The sequence below is a fragment of the Variovorax sp. BGA-UO-ETr-C22 genome (assembly GCF_059567965.1).
The window spans coordinates 2,990,544-3,006,342 of sequence record NZ_JCAQPA010000011.1 but is presented as its reverse complement, the minus strand read 5'-3'; the positions used below and the strand labels follow the sequence as shown (position 1 = coordinate 3,006,342).

Here is a 15,799-nt window from a genome sequence, read left to right as displayed (position 1 = left end):
TGGTTTCGCGAACGATTGTCAGCAGGCGATGTGGAATTCGATCGGTCGAACAGCCGGGGGTTTTGCCCTCAGTTGCGCGTTTGAATGGGGGTCTTCCCTTGATACGCTGCCTGCCGGTTGGAGCGCTCGCGCGCTCCGTGTCAAGTCAGCTGGAAGTGAACTTTTCCCCATGTCCATCAATGCCATCGAATCCGTCCTGCAGCAGATGCGCGCCACCGCGCTGGCCAGCGGCATGGGGCCCGCGACCTCTGCGCCGGCCGGCGCGGGCGGCTTCGCGGCCGAGCTGCAGCGCTCGCTTGCCAACATCAGCGGCGCGCAGCAGCAGGCCTACGCGCAGGCCGAATCCTTCGAGCTGGGCAAGCCCGGCGTGGCGCTCAACGACGTGATGGTCGACCTGCAGAAGGCCAACGTGGCGTTCCAGACCGGGCTGCAGGTGCGCAACCGGCTGGTGACGGCCTACCAGGAAATCATGAGCATGCAGGCATGACGAGGCAGAGGGCGGCAACGTAGAACTTTTTTCGTTGCAGCCCTAAAGGTTTGCGGACACCCGCCGATATCCCCTTCAACGATGGCTTGAGTCTCACCGTGGAAGCGGGTCCAGCGTTACGGCCGATGGCCGGAGTCCACAACCTTTTGTCAATCAGGAGTCGAACATGGCGCAAGTCATCAATACGAACAGCCTTTCTCTTCTCACGCAGAACAACCTCAACAAGTCGCAATCGGCCCTGAACACGGCCATCGAGCGCCTGTCGTCCGGCATGCGCATCAACAGCGCCAAGGACGACGCCGCCGGCCAGGCCATCGCCAACCGCTTCACCGCCAACATCAAGGGCCTGACGCAAGCCGCGCGCAACGCCAACGACGGCATCTCGATCGCGCAGACCACCGAAGGCGCGCTGACCGAAGTCAACAACAACCTGCAGCGCATCCGCGACCTGTCGGTGCAAGCCGCCACCGGCACCAACTCGGCCACCGACCTGGACTCGATCCAGTCGGAAATCGGCCAGCGCCTGGACGAAATCAACCGCGTCTCGGAGCAGACCCAGTTCAACGGCGTGAAGGTCCTGTCGGCCAACGCCGGCAAGCTGACGGTGCAAGTGGGTGCGAACGATGGCGAAACCATCGACATCGACCTGCAGGAAATCAGCGCCAAGACCCTGGGCCTGGAAAGCTTCAACGTGAACGGCACGGGCACGCTGAACAAGGCCGCCACCAAGGACGACCTGACGCTGGCTGGCGCTGTCGCCAACGGCGCACCGGTCAACGGCACGCAGAAGTACGACGTCACGGCCACCAACACGCTGGCCACGCGCAGCCAGCTGCTGGCGGGCGCCAAGGCGGGCGACTCGGTCGTCACCGCAGGTTCCACCTACACCTACAACGCTGCGAAGTCCGCCTTCACCTTCGGTGAAACGGGCCGCACGAACGCTGCCACGATCGCTTCGCTCCAGCCCGCAGCGGGCTCGAGCAAGACCGCCACGGTCACGATCGGCGGCACCTCGCTGGACGTCAAGATCGACAGCGCCGGCACGATCACGGCGACCGACGGCTCTGCATTGTTTGTCGACAACGTGGGCAACCTGACGCAGAACAGCGCTGGCGCTGGCGTTCAGGCAGCCACGCTGACGAGCCTGACGACCAGCATGGCGTCGGCTACCGGCACGGGCGGCACCATCAAGGTCGGCGGCACCACCTACACGGCAACCGCCGGTGCAGCCAACTTCGACGTGACCGGCGACGAAATCTCGGCCGCTGCGCTGAACGACAAGCTGGCCGCAGGTGCTGGTACCGCCGTGTTGGCATCGACCATCGGCGGCGTGGCAGGTGTCACGATCACTGCTGGCGGCACGGTTGCTGGCGCCTACGTGGGCGCCGACGGCTCGCTCGGCAACTCCCTCACCACCGTGTCGACCTACAGCGTGCACAGCAACGGCGCAGTGACCGACGGCGCTGGCAATGCGGTCTACGCCGATTCGGCCAAGGCTGGCGCCTTCACGCTGAACGCCCGCAGCGGCAAGACCTCGACGGTCGACCCGCTCAAGGCCCTGGACGCCGCCCTGTCGAAGGTCGACAAGCTGCGCTCCTCGCTGGGTGCGGTGCAGAACCGTTTCGACTCGGTGATCGCCAACCTCGGCACCACCATCACCAACCTGTCGTCGTCGCGTTCGCGCATCGAAGACTCGGACTACGCCGTGGAAGTGTCGAACATGACGCGCGCGCAGATCCTGCAGCAGGCTGGTACCTCGGTGCTGGCCCAGGCGAACCAGACCACGCAAGGCGTGCTGTCGCTGCTGCGTTGATTCGCTGAGACCGCCGGGCGCCCCTCACGAGGGTGGCGCCCGGTGTCTTGCTTTTTTGCTCGCAGGCCTTCGGGGCGACCCGAAGCCGCCTGCGTTGTCCTGTGCGGCCACGCTTGTGGCGAGGCCGCACAGGACAACGAACTCCAGAAGAAGAACGCAGACCATGTCCCAGCCCGTACCCGCCGCCTCCGCCGTGGAAAGCCCCTGGCTGCAGCAACTGCTTGCCGGCCGCACCGGCGGTGCCGCTGCGGCCGCCGCCGAGGCCGCCGCACTGCGCAAGGCCGAGGCCGAAGTCGAGGAGGCGACACCGGTGCAGATCGAGATGGCGGTGAAGTCCGTCAATGCGTCGCTCGAGAGCCGCTCGATCAGCCTGCAGTTCGAGGTCGACCGCGACACCGACAAGCTCATCGTCAAGGTGGTCGACCGCAGCAACGGCGAAGTCATTCGCCAGATTCCGACCGAAGAGGTCGTTCGCATCGCCAAGGTCATGGACCGGCAGGCCGGGCTTCTGGTGAGCCAGCAAGCCTGATCACGACCCGCTCCAGACCTCTTCATTTCATTCGCATTTCAGGACACCCCCGACATGGCATCGATCAGCAGCATCGGCGTTGGCGCCAACCTTGACCTGGGCGCATTGCTCACCCAGCTGCAGACCGCGGAGAACCAGCCGCTCGTGGCCCTGAAGGCCAAGCAGACCAGCTACAACAGCAAGCTCTCGGCCTACGGCACGCTGCAAAGCGCGCTCACCGGCATCCAGGCCGCAGCCAAGAAGCTGGGCGACCCGGCGCTGTTCCAGGCCATCACCGGCACGCCGAGCGTGAGCGGCATCCTGGCGGCGAGCGGCACCGATCCGCGCTCGGTCGGCACCTATGCCATCGACATCTCGCAGCTCGCGCAGGCGCAGTCGGTCATCGCGAAGGGGCAGGCCAGCACCACCGCCGCGATCGGCAGCGGCAAGATCACCATCGACTTCGGCAAGGTGTCCGGCGGCACGCTGGACCCGGCGACCGGCCAGTACACCGGCGCCACCTTCGACAAGGACGCGACGCGCACGGCCAAGCCGATCACCATCGATGCGACCAACAACACGCTGGGCGGCATCCGCGATGCGATCAACGCGGCCAACGCGGGCGTGTCGGCCACCATCGTGAACGACGGCAGCGGCACGCCCAACCGGCTGGTGCTCACCTCCACGCAGACCGGCGAGGCCTCGGCCATGCGCATCTCGGTGGACGGCGACGCCGCGCTGCAGAACCTGCTGGGCAACGACCCCGCCGGCACGCAGAACCTGAAGCAGACGGCCGCGGCGCAGAACGCCAAGCTCACCGTCAACAACATCGCGGTCACCAGCACGAGCAACTCGGTGACCGACGCCATCCAGGGCACCACGCTCACGCTGGTGCAGACCGGCAAGCTCAGCCTGGTGATGAAGGCCAACACGACGTCGGTGAAGACGGCCATCACCGATTTCGTGAAGGCCTACAACGCGCTGCAGAGCACCGCGAAGTCGCTCACGGCCTTCGACACCGACGCCAAGGCCGCCGCGCCGCTGGTGGGCGACTCGACCTTGCGCAACCTGCAGACGCGCATCCGCCAGGCGCTGGTCGCACCGCAGGTGGGCGGCCCGAACGACCTGAAAGTGCTCACGTCCATCGGCATCTCGTTCCAGAAGGACGGCACGCTGGCGATCGACAACGACAAGCTCGACAAGGCCATCGACACCAACCTGGAGGGCGTGGCGAAGCTGTTCTCCAGCGGCACCGGCAGCACCGCCGGCTACGGCAAGCAGCTGACGGCGCTGGTCGACGACCTCACCGGCACCAAGGGCGCGCTCAAGGTCGCCACCGACGGCGTGACGAGCTCGCTCAAGCAGCTGGACACCCAGTACACCGCGATGAAGGAGCGCGCCGACGCGACGGTGGAGCGCTATCGCAAGCAGTTCGTGCAGCTGGACGTGGCGATGAACAAGATGAACGGCACGCTGAAATACCTCGCGCAGCAGTTCGACGCGATGAACGCCAGCAAGGGCTGAGGACAGGAAGCGACATGTACAGCTCTCACCACTCCCGCACCGGTGCCGGCGTCTACGCGCGCGTCGGCGTGGAGACGCGCGCCATGAGCGCGTCGCCGCTGCAACTGATCCACATGCTGTTCGACGGCGCGAAGACCGCCATCGGCGCGGCGCGTCTGCACATGACGGCCGGCGACATCGGCGCCAAGGGCCAGGCCATTTCGAAGGCCATCAACATCGTCGACAACGGCCTGAAGGCCAGCCTCGATGCCGAGGCGGCCGGCGAGGCCGGCGGCGACATCGTCGGCAACCTCTCGTCGCTGTACGACTACGTGGTGCAGCGCCTGCTGCTGGCCAACCTGCGCAACGACGTGCAGGCGCTGGACGAGGCCGACCGCCTGCTCGACCACCTGGCGTCCGCCTGGCGCGAGATCGACGACAGGCCTTCCAACTGATGATGCAGAGCGTGACCTGGGGGCAGGAACAGATGGCCGTGCGCAGCGAGATCGTCCATTGCTACGAGCAGCTGGCTGCGTGCATCTCGACGATGCTGGCGCTGGCCCGTGCCAAGGAGTGGGGGCAGCTGCCCGAGCTGGAGGCCCGGTGCTCGGCGTCGGTCGAGCGCCTGAAGGCGATCCAGCCGCTGGCGTCGCTGGAGCCCGCGCAGCGCGACCTGGTGCTGCGCCTGCTCGAACGCATCTGCACCGAGCAGGCCGAGCTGTCGGGGCTCATCAAGCCGCAACTCGACGACCTGATCCGCCGCATGGATTCGCTCAACCACCAGAAGAACCTGGGCAAGGCCTACGGCCTCGCGCACTGACGCGAACCGACAGGACGACACCACCGTGGCCATGCTGGGACTCACCGGACTGATCGATGCACTGAGGGCCGCGCGCCTGACGCCGCCGCTCGACCTGCTTGGCCTCCGGCCCGAGACCACGGTGGGCGCGCCCGGTGCGGCGGTGGCCGTGCCGAAGACGGCGAACGACGTGCGCCTGCCGTCGCGCGCGGCGCTGGACCGGCTGGTGCCCTCGGGCGCGTCCGGTGGCGAGGTGGCTGCGCCGCCTGCCGGTGGCGCGCCGCCTTCGATCGACACCCGCCTGTCGCTGGCCGCGCGCGTGATCGGCGCGGTGCTGGCCGACCTGCAGGCCGCGCCGGGGCCGGTGCGGGGCGAGGCGCCGTTGCTGCTGCCCGTCGCGCGCCAGGGCACGAACACCGTGGCACTCGCGGGCACGCTGGCGCAGACGGTGGCGGACAGTGGGCTCTTCTACGAATCGCACCTGGCCGAGTTCGCGGCCGGCACGCGCACGCTCGCGCAGATGGCGCGGGAGCCGCAGGCGCGCTGGGCGAGTCCGGTGATGGTGGCGACGACGACAGCGGCGGCAGCAGTGCAGGGCGTGGTGGTTGCGGCGACGGCGCTGGCTGCGGTCGATGTCGCGACGCCGCCCGCGCCGAATGCGCCGGTGCAGGCCCCGCAGGTCGACGCGCCGGAAGCCGACATCGCACAAGCAGCGCGTGGGGCTGCGCGCAGCGAGACCGCCGCCGCGCCCGCACCGGATGCGGCGCGCGTGCAGGCGGCCTACGGCCTCTCCGATGCCGCGCCGGAAATGCCCGCGCCCCGCCTCGCAGAACACGCACGCGCTGCAGCCGACGTCACCAGCACGTCGGCCCCGCGCAGCGCCGAAGTGATCCATCCGCAAGCCGTCACCGTCGTGCACCAGCAGCTCGACCTGCTGGCCAGCGCCGCCTTCCGCTGGAGCGGCCACGCCTGGCCCGAGGTGCCGATGGCGTGGACCATCGAGGAAGACCCCGCCAGCTCCAACGCACGCGAAGGCGAACCCGCCGAGGAAGAAGCCGCGCGCCGCTGGTCGACCACCGTGTCGCTCGTGCTGCCGCGCCTGGGCGAAGTCGACCTGCGCCTGAGCCTCAGCGGCCCGACCGTGCAGGCGCAGCTGCAGGCGCGCGAGCACGCCACCGTGGCCCGCCTGCGCGGCGACGCCGGCCGGCTCGCGCAACGCTTCGAGGCTGTCGGGCTTCAACTGCAGCAGCTGCAGGTCACGGAGAAGGCGCCGGCATGACCGATGACCTTCGCAACCGCCACAGCGCCGTCGTGCTCTCGCATGCGGACACGCGCAAGGCCCCCGTCGTCGTCGCCAAGGGCTATGGCGTGGTCGCCGAATCGATCCTGCGCGAGGCGCGCGCGCACGGGCTGTATGTGCATGCGTCGGCCGACCTCGTGAAGCTGCTGATGCAGATCGACCTCGACCGCCAGATCCCGCCGCAGCTGTACCAGGCGGTCGCGGAAGTGATGGCCTGGATCCATCGGCTGGAAGGCGGCGCCGAGGCTGCGGCGCCTTGATCGGCGGTTGTTCTATGGAAAGTCATTGACCTATTGAAAGACCCTGAATAAAGCCGCCGATTAACGCTCGGCTGCGTTCGATAGTCTTTATAAATTCAATTGGCGAGGGGATTGCCAATTGCCGGAATACGCACGCTCGTAACAATTGCTTGCGCTATGTGACCGCGCGCCGGTGCCAGGACTGAAACCGCTTCGCCAGAGGGAGGTCTGAAGCCTTCCGTCGGAAACCGCGTCGAAACCCTTTTACTTTTTGGTCTACTTTGTCTTCGAAGTGTAAATAAGTGTGTATATAATGTATACATGTTGGATGGACGTGCGGAGTCGACATGGAATCGGAAATGGAAGTAGACGTGGAAAATTGCAATGTCAACGCAGGCGGCGTGATTTCGAAGGAAATCGGCGAGATCAATCTGGCCTACATGCTGCTCGCGCAGAAGCTCGTGAAGCGGGACCGGGCGGAAGCCATGTTCCGCCTCGGCGTGGGGCGCGAACTGGCCGATCTGCTCATGAACATGTCGCTCAGCCAGATCGTGAAGCTGGCCGCGTCCAACTTCCTGCTGTGCAGCTTCCGCCTGGACGACCGGCCCATGTTCGCGGTGGTCGGCGAGGGCAAGGAGCCCGCGCTGCAGCAGGCCCACATGTCGATCCTGATGAGCGCGCGCCAGGCACAAGCCCAGGCCCAGCCGCAGATGCGCAAAGCAGGTTCGGCCAGCGCATGACTGCCAAGAGCATCCTGGGCGAGGTGCGGCAGGTGCAGCTCGCGGTCGAGCTCATCGGCCTGGGTGCGCGCCTGCAGTTCCTGGAGGCCGTGGTCGCGCTCAGCCGCGAGCGCCTGATCCGCCTGTACAAGGAACTCAAGGGCGTCTCGCCGCCCAAGGGCCTGCTGCCGTTCTCCACCGACTGGTACATGACCTGGCTGGCCAACATCCACTCGTCGATGTTCTACAACATCTACCGCTTCATGCGCGACGAGGCCGGCGAGGGCGAGCTGCCCGCGCTCATCAAGGCCTACCGCCTGTACACCGAGCAGGTCGAGTCGCAGGGCAGCGAGGTCGTGCTCGACTTCACGCGCGCCGAGACCATGGTGCGTTTCTTCGACAGCGACATGCTGCAGCTGAGCCCGTGCAGCCGCTGCGGCGGCCACTTCGTGGCGCATGCCCACGACCACAAGCACGGCTACGTGTGCGTGCTGTGCCGCCCGCCCTCGCGCGCGGGCAAGGCGCGCAAGCCCAAGCTCGAACCGGTGCGCCGCGGCGGCCTCATTGCCGGCGGCCCGGTGCTCGACATCGGCGGCGCCGTCTCGTGAAAGTGCCCCGGCGCCCGGCGCGGGTTTTTTGTTTTGGACGCCTCAGGGCATAGGGGAAGCGCGTGCTGGTTCTGGTGGGATATCTGGTGGTGATCGGCGCCGTCTTCGGCGGCTACGGCCTCATGGGCGGGCATTTCGGCGTGCTGTTCCAGCCCGTGGAGCTGCTCATGATCGGCGGCTCTGCGCTCGGCGCATTCATCGCGGGCAACAACGGCAAGACCATCAAGGCGACCATCCGGGAGCTGCCGCTCTTGCTGCGTTCCTCGAAGCACAACCGGCAGCTCTACATGGACCTGCTGGCGCTGCTGTACGAGCTGCTCGCCAAGGCCCGCAAGGAAGGCATGATGAAGCTCGAGTCCGACGTGGAAGCGCCGGAGCAAAGCGAGATCTTCGGCCGCTACCCGACCATCCTGGCGCACGAGGGCATCACCGTCTTCCTGTGCGACTACCTGCGCCTGGTCATCAGCGGCAACACCGACGCGCACGAGATCGAGGCCCTCATGGACCACGAGATCGACACCATCCGCCACGAGGCCGCCGTGCCCGGCCACAGCCTCTCGCGCGTGGGCGACGCGCTGCCTGCGCTGGGCATCGTCGCGGCCGTGATGGGCGTGGTGCATGCGCTGGGCTCGGCCCACCTGCCGCCGTCGGAAATGGGTGCGCTCATCGCGCACGCCATGGTCGGCACCTTCCTGGGCGTGCTGCTGGCCTACGGCTTCGTGTCGCCGCTGGCCTCGCTGATCGAGCAGAAGGTCGAGGAGGGCATGAAGATCTACCAGTGCGCCAAGGTCACGCTGCTGGCCAGCCTGAACGGCTACGCGCCGCAGCTGGCCGTGGAGTTCGGCCGCAAGGTGCTGTTCTCGACCGAGCGCCCCTCGTTCACCGAGCTGGACGACCACGTGCGCGAAGTCAAGGCACGCTGACCCTCCCACGGCCATGAGCGACGCGAAGCCCCGCATCATCATCAAGCGCGCCCACGGCGGCGGGCACGGCGGCGGCCATGCGGGCGGCGGCTGGAAGATCGCCTACGCCGACTTCATGACGGCCATGATGGCCTTCTTCCTCGTGATGTGGCTGCTGTCGATCTCCAGCCCCAAGCAGCGCGAAGGCATTGCCGAGCACTTCCGCATGCCGCTGCGCGTGGCGCTGGCCGGCGGCGACAAGAGCAGCATGAGCACCAGCATGATTCCCGGCGGCGGCGCCGACGTGATGCACGCCGAGGGCGAGGTGCGGCACACCGAGGCCGACAGCGAGGACGCGGCCGACGCCAGCCGCCTGGCCGAGATGAAAAAGAAGCTCGACGAGCTGATCGAGAAGAGCCCGGTGTTCCAGCAGTTCCGCTCGCAGATCCTCATCGACATCACGACCGAAGGCCTGCGCCTGCAGATCGTGGACAGCGAGAACCGCCCCATGTTCGAGCTGGCCAGCGCCCGCGTGGTGCCGCACATGCGCGCCATTCTTCGCGAGCTGGCGCCGGTGCTCAACGGCCTGCCCAACAAGCTCACGCTGTCGGGCCACACCGACGCCATCGTCTACACCAACGACCGTTCGTACGGCAACTGGGAGCTCTCGGCCGACCGCGCCAACGCCTCGCGCCGCGAGCTGGTCACGGGCGGCATGACCGAGGACAAGGTGCTGCGCGTGATCGGCCTGGCCGACAGCATGCACCTGGACCGCGCCGACCCGCGCAACCCCATCAACCGCCGCATCAGCATCATCCTGCTGAACCACCGCACGCAGGAGCGCATCGAGCGCGAGAACAGCAACGACGCCGGCGCCACGCGCATCGGCCTGCCGCCACCGGCCGCGCAGGCGCGCACCGCGGCAGGACACACGGCGGGATAACAAGAACAAGGAAGCGGCTTCGCGCAAGAGTGCGGGCCCCGGAGCACCACAGATGGACCTCAGTCAATTCACCCAGGCCTTCTTCGTCGAAGCCATCGAGCTGCTGGCGGAGATGGAGCAGCTGTTGCTCGACCTCGACGTCGAGGCGCCCGACGGCGAGCAGCTCAACGCCATCTTCCGCGCGGCGCACTCCATCAAGGGCGGCGCGGCCACGTTCGGTTTCACCGCCTTGACCCACACCACGCACGTGCTCGAAACGCTGCTGGACAGGGCCCGCCACGGGCAGCTGCACCTGAGCGCTCCGATGATCGATGCCTTTCTGGAAACGAAGGACGCCTTGCAAGAACAACTCACCGCCTACCAGGCCGGCAAGGAGCCGGACGCCGAGAGGGTCGCCCACATCTGCGGCGTGCTGCAGCAGCTGGCGATGGAGAACAACGCCGCCGCCGCGCCCGTGCCGCCACCCGCGCCCGCACCGGCGCCTGTCGTTCAAGCCGCTGCGCCGGCCGAGGAAGGCGGCAGCAGCGACGGCGTGCTGGTCGTGCGCTTCGCGCGCCTGTCCGACAGCGAATGCGATCTGCTCGCCGGCGAGCTGGCCAACCTCGGCACCGTGCTGACGCGCACGCGCAGCAACGACCAGCTGACCGTGCGGCTGGCCACCACCTGCGACCCCGACGACATCGTGGCCGTGTGCTGCTTCGTCATCGACGAATCGCAGATCGACATCACGCGCGAGGTGGCCGACGTTGCCGAACCTGTGGTCGCAGTTGAAGCACCGGTCGTGCAGCCACCCGCCGCGCCTGCACCGGTCGCCGCCGCGCCCGTGCCCGCCAGCGCCAAGGAATCCAGCTCCATCCGCGTCGACGTCGAGAAGGTCGACCAGCTCATCAACCTCGTGGGCGAGCTCGTCATCACGCAGTCGATGCTCACGCAGGCCGCGACCGTGCTCGACCCCGTGGCCTACGAGCGCTTTTTGAGCGGTCTGGGCCACCTGGAGCGCAATGCGCGCGACCTGCAGGAATCGGTGATGTCCATCCGCATGATGCCGATGGACTACGTCTTCAGCCGCTTCCCGCGCGTGATCCGCGACGTGAGCGCCAAGCTCGGCAAGCAGGTGCGCCTGGACACCTACGGCAAGGAGACCGAGCTCGACAAGGGGCTCATCGAACGCATCGTCGATCCGCTCACGCACCTCGTGCGCAACAGCCTGGACCACGGCATCGAGGCCCCCGAGGTGCGCCTGGCCAAGGGCAAGGACGCCACCGGCCAGCTGCTGCTGTCGGCGCAGCACCACGGCGGCAACATCGTGATCGAGGTGAGCGACGACGGCGCGGGCCTGAACCGCGAGCGCATCCTCGACAAGGCGCGCCAGCAGGGCCTGCCGGTGAACGACGCCATGCCCGACGAAGAGGTGTGGCAGCTGATCTTCGCGCCCGGCTTCTCCACCGCCGAGCAGGTCACCGACATCTCGGGGCGCGGCGTGGGCATGGACGTGGTCAAGCGCAACATCCAGGAGATGGGCGGCCATGTGGAGATCCATTCGCGCGGCGGGCAGGGCACGTCCACGCGCATCGTGCTGCCGCTCACGCTGGCCATCCTCAACGGCATGTCGGTGCGGGTGGGCAGCGAGGCGTACATCCTGCCGCTGAGCTACGTCATCGAGTCGCTGCAGCCGCTGCCCGAGCACCTGCACTCCATCACCGCCGACGGCCACGTGATCCGCGTGCGCGGCGAGTACCTGCCGCTCATCGAGCTGCACCGCGTGTTCGACGTGGCCGGCGCGCAGACGCAGCCCACGCAGGGCATCCTGGTGATCGTGCAGGCCGACGACAGCCGCTTCGCGCTGCTGGTCGACGAACTGCTCGGCCAGCACCAGGTGGTGGTGAAGAACCTGGAGACCAACTACCGCAAGGTGCCGGGCATCTCGGCCGCCACCATCGTGGGCGACGGCAGCGTGGCCTTCATCGTCGACGTGGGCGCGATGCCGCGCATCCAGCGCGCGCAGGCCGCCAGCGCGGCGGCCCTGGCGGGCGCCGCGCGCCGCACCGACGCGCTGGCTTCCTGATCCCGACGCGAGGGACGGCCGCATGAGGTTCGATTTCTTCCGGCGCCCCGGCGTCGACGGCAACGGCGCGCAAGCCGACACGACGCCCGCCATCACGCCCGCCGTGGGTGCCGATGGTCACGTGGCCTACGCCATGCTGCTCGACGGCAAGCGCCGCGTGGTCGGCTACCGCATGGCCTGGCGCGCGGCCGGGCAGGGCACCGACGCGGGTGCCGCGGCCGGCGTCAAGGCGCTCATGGACACGCTGGGCCTGCACCTGAACCCGGGCGGCCACGGCTGGTTGCTGGGCGGGCAGATGGTGTTCGTCGACGTCACGGTCGATGCGCTGTTCCAGAGCGAGCTGCAGTCGCTGCCGCCGCGCAACGTCGTGCTGTGCATGAAGGCCGACGAGCTGATGGACGCCGACATGCGTTCCATCCTGCTGTTCCTGCGCGAGCAGGGCTTCGGCTTCATGCTGTGCGGCGGCGTCGCGCTGCCGGACGACGACGAGCTGCGCGCCATCGTCACGCACCGCGAGGTGCTGCCCTCCCACCTGGCGGACGTGTTGCCCACTGGCCCCGCGCCCATCGCCGCGCGCGTGGCGAACTGGGCCGAGTTCGAGGCCTGCGCCGCGCGCGGCGTGCAAGTGTTCGTCGACGGCGCCGTGCGCCTGCCGCCGGCGCGCGACAGCGCCGACGCGCTGCAGCCCGAGTCGCAGCTCATCGTGCACCTGATGCAGATGATCCTGCGCAACGAGGACGTGCGCGCCATCGAGGGCGCACTCAAGCACGATGCCGCGCTCACCTACCGGCTGCTGCGCTACATCAACTCGCCCTCGGTGGGGCTGGCGGTGGAGATCCACTCGCTGCGCCATGCGGTCGCCATGCTCGGCTACTCGCCGCTGTACCGCTGGCTGTCGCTGCTGCTGGCCACCAGCAACAAGGTCAGCTCGCCCTTCATGATGAAGAAGGCCATCCTGCGCGGGCGCTTCGTCGAGCTGATGGGGCAGGGCATGCTGCCGCCCAGCGAGGCCGACAACCTGTTCGTCGCGGGCATGTTCTCGCTGCTCGACCAGCTGCTGGGCGTGCCGATGGAAGGCGTGCTGCGCAAGGTGCAGCTCACCGAGGCCGTGCAGCAGGCGATTCTGTCGCGCAGCGGCGTCTACGGCCCCTTCGTGGCGCTGGCCGAAAGCTGCGAGACCGACGACGGCCGCGCCGCGCGCCTGTCGGAGGCGCTCTTCTTGAGCGCCGCGCAGGTCAATGCCGCGCAGCTGTCGGCGCTGGTGTGGGCGCTCGACGCCGGCCCGGCTGTGACCGCACCACCCGCCTGACCCCCGGAAATGCAAGGCTTTTGCGCGTCTGATCGGCCGATTGGAAACGGCGGTTTCCGTGACCATTGAAAGTCACGCTTCCAGGCTGGCTGTGACGACCGAGTTCCACTTTACCGACCACGACTTCTCCAGAATCCGGACCCTCATCCATCGCCGCGCCGGCATCGCCCTGGGCGAGCAGAAGCGGCAGATGGTGTACAGCCGGCTGTCGCGGCGCCTGCGCGAGCTGCAGCTGCCGGCGTTCGCGCCGTACCTGGACCAGCTCGAGGCGCGCCACGACGGCGACGAGTGGCAGCTGTTCATCAACGCGCTCACCACCAACCTGACCTCGTTCTTTCGCGAGGCGCACCACTTTCCCACGCTGGCCGACCATGTGCGCAAGCGGCCGGGCCCGGTCACCGTCTGGTGCGCCGCCGCCTCGACGGGCGAGGAGCCGTACTCGATCGCCATCACGCTGATGGAAGCGCTGGGCGAGCGCGCCGGCTCGGCCCGCGTCATCGCCAGCGACATCGACACGGCGGTGCTGGCCAAGGCCGCCACCGGCGTCTTCACCACCGAGCAGGTGCGGCGCCTGTCGCCCGAGCGGCTGCGGCGCTTCTTCAACAAGGGCACCGGCACCAACGCCGGCAAGGTGCGCGTGCGCCCCGAGGTGGCCACGCTGGTGAAGTTTTCGCGCGTCAACCTGCTGGACAGCGCCTGGTCGGTGAAGGAGCCGGTGGACGCGATCTTCTGCCGCAACGTGATGATCTATTTCGACAAGCCGACGCAGAAGAAGGTGCTCGACCGCTTCGCGCCGCTGCTCAAGCCGGGCGGCCTGCTGTTCGCCGGGCATTCCGAGAACGCCTCGCTCGTCAACCCGGCCTTCCGCCCGCTGGGGCAGACGGTGTACGAGCTGTCGCGCACGCCGGGCCTCGCATGAGCCTGGCGAGCCATCACTACTTCGACCGCGATGTCGGGCGCATGGCCGTCAAGCTGCTGCCTTCCGAGTACTACGTGACCACCGACCACACCGTGCTGAGCACCGTGCTCGGCTCCTGCGTGGCCGCCTGCCTGCACGACGCGCAGGCGGGCGTGGCCGGCATGAACCACTTCATGCTGCCCGACGACGGCGAGCCCGGCGGCGGCTCGATGCGCTACGGCGCCTACGCCATGGACGTGCTGGTGCGCGAGCTGGTGCGCGCGGGCGCGCGGCGCGAGCGGCTGCAGGCCAAGGTGTTCGGCGGCGGCGCGGTGCTGGCCGGCATGACCACGCTCAACATCGGCGACCGCAACGCCGACTTCGTGCTGCGCTACCTGGAGGCGGAACGCATCGAAGTGGCGGCGCAGGACCTGCGCGGACCGCACGCGCGCCGCGTGTGCTTCCTGCCCGAGAGCGGCAAGGCCGTGGTGCGCCGCCTGCGCGCACAGACCGAGGTGCTGCGGGTGCGCCGCGACGAAGGCGAGCTGCTGCGCCGGCTGTCGGTGCCCGCCGCGCCGCACGAGATCGACAGAACCAAAGGAAGCCGGTGAGCCTGCCAAGCAAGAAAAAGATCAAGGTGCTCTGCGTCGACGATTCGGCGCTGATCCGCAGCGTGATGACCGAGATCATCAACAGCCAGAGCGACATGACCGTGGTCGGCACCGCGGCCGACCCGCTGGTGGCGCGCGACCTCATCAAGGTGACGAACCCCGACGTGCTCACGCTCGACGTGGAAATGCCGCGCATGGACGGCCTGGAGTTTCTCGAGAAGCTCATGCGCCTGCGGCCGATGCCGGTGGTCATGGTGTCCTCGCTCACCGAGCGCGGCTCGGAGATCGCGCTGCGCGCGCTGGAGCTGGGCGCCATCGACTTCGTGACCAAGCCGCGCCTGGGCGTGCGCGACGGCCTGCTCAACTACACCGAACTCATCGCCGGCAAGATCCGCACGGCCGCCAGTGCGCGGCTGCTGCCCGCGCGCCCAGCGGCCACGGCGGCGCGCCCCGCGCACGAGGCGGCACCCGAGGCGCTGCTGCGCAGCCCGCTGCTGAGCACCGAGAAGCTGCTCATCATCGGCGCCTCCACCGGCGGCACCGAGGCCATCCGAGAGGTGCTGCAGCCGCTGCCGCCCGACGCGCCCGCGGTGCTCATCGCGCAGCACATGCCGGCCGGCTTCACGCGCTCCTTCGCGCAGCGTCTGGACGGCCTGTGCCGCATCCGCGTGAAGGAGGCGGAGCAGGGCGAGCGCGTGCTGCCGGGCCATGCCTACATCGCGCCGGGCGGCTTTCACCTGTCGCTGGCGCGCAGCGGCGCCAACTACGTGGCGCACCTGGACCAGGAGCCGCCCGTGAACCGCCACCGGCCGTCGATCGACGTGCTGTTCGATTCGGCCGCCAAGCACGCGGGCAAGAACGCCATCGGGATCATCCTCACCGGCATGGGCAAGGACGGCGCCGAGGGCCTGCTGCGCATGCGGCGCGCGGGCGCGCACACGCTGGCGCAGGACGAGGCCAGCTGCGTGGTCTTCGGCATGCCGCGCGAGGCGGTGGCGCTGGGCGCGGTGGACGAGGTGTCGCCGCTGAACGAGATCAGTCGCCGCGTGATGGCGCACCTTCGCACGTTCGGTGAACGTGCGAACCGGGTATGAC

Annotated in this window: 17 protein-coding genes; all 17 read left to right on the top strand. The window is 68.3% G+C overall.

Annotated features, from left to right (window positions below; genetic code table 11):
* Window positions 1-169: 169 nt before the first annotated feature.
* A complete protein-coding gene (gene fliE, locus AC57B8_RS34285) occupies window positions 170-487 on the top strand; it encodes a flagellar hook-basal body complex protein FliE (protein WP_095946630.1) in 318 nt (105 codons plus the stop codon).
* Between the two features lie 166 nt (window positions 488-653).
* Window positions 654-2,300: a flagellin N-terminal helical domain-containing protein gene (locus tag AC57B8_RS34280; protein ID WP_492694237.1), complete on the top strand. Its 1,647-nt coding sequence runs from the start codon at window positions 654-656 to the stop codon at window positions 2,298-2,300.
* Between the two features lie 163 nt (window positions 2,301-2,463).
* Window positions 2,464-2,829 carry a flagellar protein FlaG gene (locus tag AC57B8_RS34275; RefSeq protein ID WP_095744080.1) on the top strand — a complete coding sequence of 122 codons (366 nt, stop codon included), beginning with the start codon at window positions 2,464-2,466 and terminating at the stop codon, window positions 2,827-2,829.
* Between the two features lie 54 nt (window positions 2,830-2,883).
* Window positions 2,884-4,332: a flagellar filament capping protein FliD gene (gene fliD / locus AC57B8_RS34270; protein WP_495271093.1), complete on the top strand. Its 1,449-nt coding sequence runs from the start codon at window positions 2,884-2,886 to the stop codon at window positions 4,330-4,332.
* Window positions 4,333-4,346: 14 nt separating this feature from the next.
* A complete protein-coding gene (gene fliS, locus AC57B8_RS34265) occupies window positions 4,347-4,766 on the top strand; it encodes a flagellar export chaperone FliS (RefSeq protein WP_070061560.1) in 420 nt (139 codons plus the stop codon).
* Window positions 4,766-5,131: a flagellar protein FliT gene (locus AC57B8_RS34260; RefSeq protein WP_223301366.1), complete on the top strand. Its 366-nt coding sequence runs from the start codon at window positions 4,766-4,768 to the stop codon at window positions 5,129-5,131. Before fliS ends, AC57B8_RS34260 begins: the two co-directional genes overlap by 1 nt.
* Window positions 5,132-5,162: 31 nt before the next feature.
* On the top strand, window positions 5,163-6,389 hold the full coding sequence (gene fliK, locus AC57B8_RS34255; protein WP_496482263.1) for a flagellar hook-length control protein FliK: 1,227 nt from the start codon (window positions 5,163-5,165) through the stop codon (window positions 6,387-6,389).
* Window positions 6,386-6,670, top strand: a complete 285-nt coding sequence (locus AC57B8_RS34250; RefSeq protein WP_062469365.1) for an EscU/YscU/HrcU family type III secretion system export apparatus switch protein — start codon at window positions 6,386-6,388, stop codon at window positions 6,668-6,670. Before fliK ends, AC57B8_RS34250 begins: the two co-directional genes overlap by 4 nt.
* A 350-nt stretch (window positions 6,671-7,020) precedes the next feature.
* Window positions 7,021-7,389: a flagellar transcriptional regulator FlhD gene (gene flhD / locus AC57B8_RS34245; protein ID WP_370680118.1), complete on the top strand. Its 369-nt coding sequence runs from the start codon at window positions 7,021-7,023 to the stop codon at window positions 7,387-7,389.
* Window positions 7,386-7,976 (top strand): flagellar transcriptional regulator FlhC, encoded by a 591-nt coding sequence (gene flhC, locus AC57B8_RS34240; RefSeq protein WP_062469371.1) that lies wholly within the window; start codon window positions 7,386-7,388, stop codon window positions 7,974-7,976. Before flhD ends, flhC begins: the two co-directional genes overlap by 4 nt.
* 62 nt (window positions 7,977-8,038) lie before the next feature.
* The gene (gene motA, locus AC57B8_RS34235; RefSeq protein ID WP_070061563.1) at window positions 8,039-8,899 is read left to right on the top strand and encodes a flagellar motor stator protein MotA; all 861 of its coding nucleotides are present in this window, start codon (window positions 8,039-8,041) and stop codon (window positions 8,897-8,899) included.
* A 13-nt stretch (window positions 8,900-8,912) separates the two neighbouring features.
* On the top strand, window positions 8,913-9,821 hold the full coding sequence (motB, locus tag AC57B8_RS34230; RefSeq protein ID WP_062469377.1) for a flagellar motor protein MotB: 909 nt from the start codon (window positions 8,913-8,915) through the stop codon (window positions 9,819-9,821).
* A 52-nt stretch (window positions 9,822-9,873) separates the two neighbouring features.
* Window positions 9,874-11,886, top strand: a complete 2,013-nt coding sequence (gene cheA, locus AC57B8_RS34225; protein ID WP_496482092.1) for a chemotaxis protein CheA — start codon at window positions 9,874-9,876, stop codon at window positions 11,884-11,886.
* A 22-nt stretch (window positions 11,887-11,908) separates the two neighbouring features.
* A complete protein-coding gene (locus AC57B8_RS34220; protein WP_496482091.1) occupies window positions 11,909-13,195 on the top strand; it encodes an EAL and HDOD domain-containing protein in 1,287 nt (428 codons plus the stop codon).
* Between the two features lie 58 nt (window positions 13,196-13,253).
* Window positions 13,254-14,114, top strand: coding sequence for a CheR family methyltransferase (locus AC57B8_RS34215; RefSeq protein WP_260685006.1), 861 nt, complete (start codon window positions 13,254-13,256; stop codon window positions 14,112-14,114).
* Window positions 14,111-14,704, top strand: a complete 594-nt coding sequence (cheD, locus tag AC57B8_RS34210; protein ID WP_095946640.1) for a chemoreceptor glutamine deamidase CheD — start codon at window positions 14,111-14,113, stop codon at window positions 14,702-14,704. Before AC57B8_RS34215 ends, cheD begins: the two co-directional genes overlap by 4 nt.
* A gap of 2 nt (window positions 14,705-14,706) precedes the next feature.
* Window positions 14,707-15,798 (top strand): protein-glutamate methylesterase/protein-glutamine glutaminase, encoded by a 1,092-nt coding sequence (locus AC57B8_RS34205; RefSeq protein WP_354343279.1) that lies wholly within the window; start codon window positions 14,707-14,709, stop codon window positions 15,796-15,798.
* Window position 15,799: the final 1 nt, after the last annotated feature.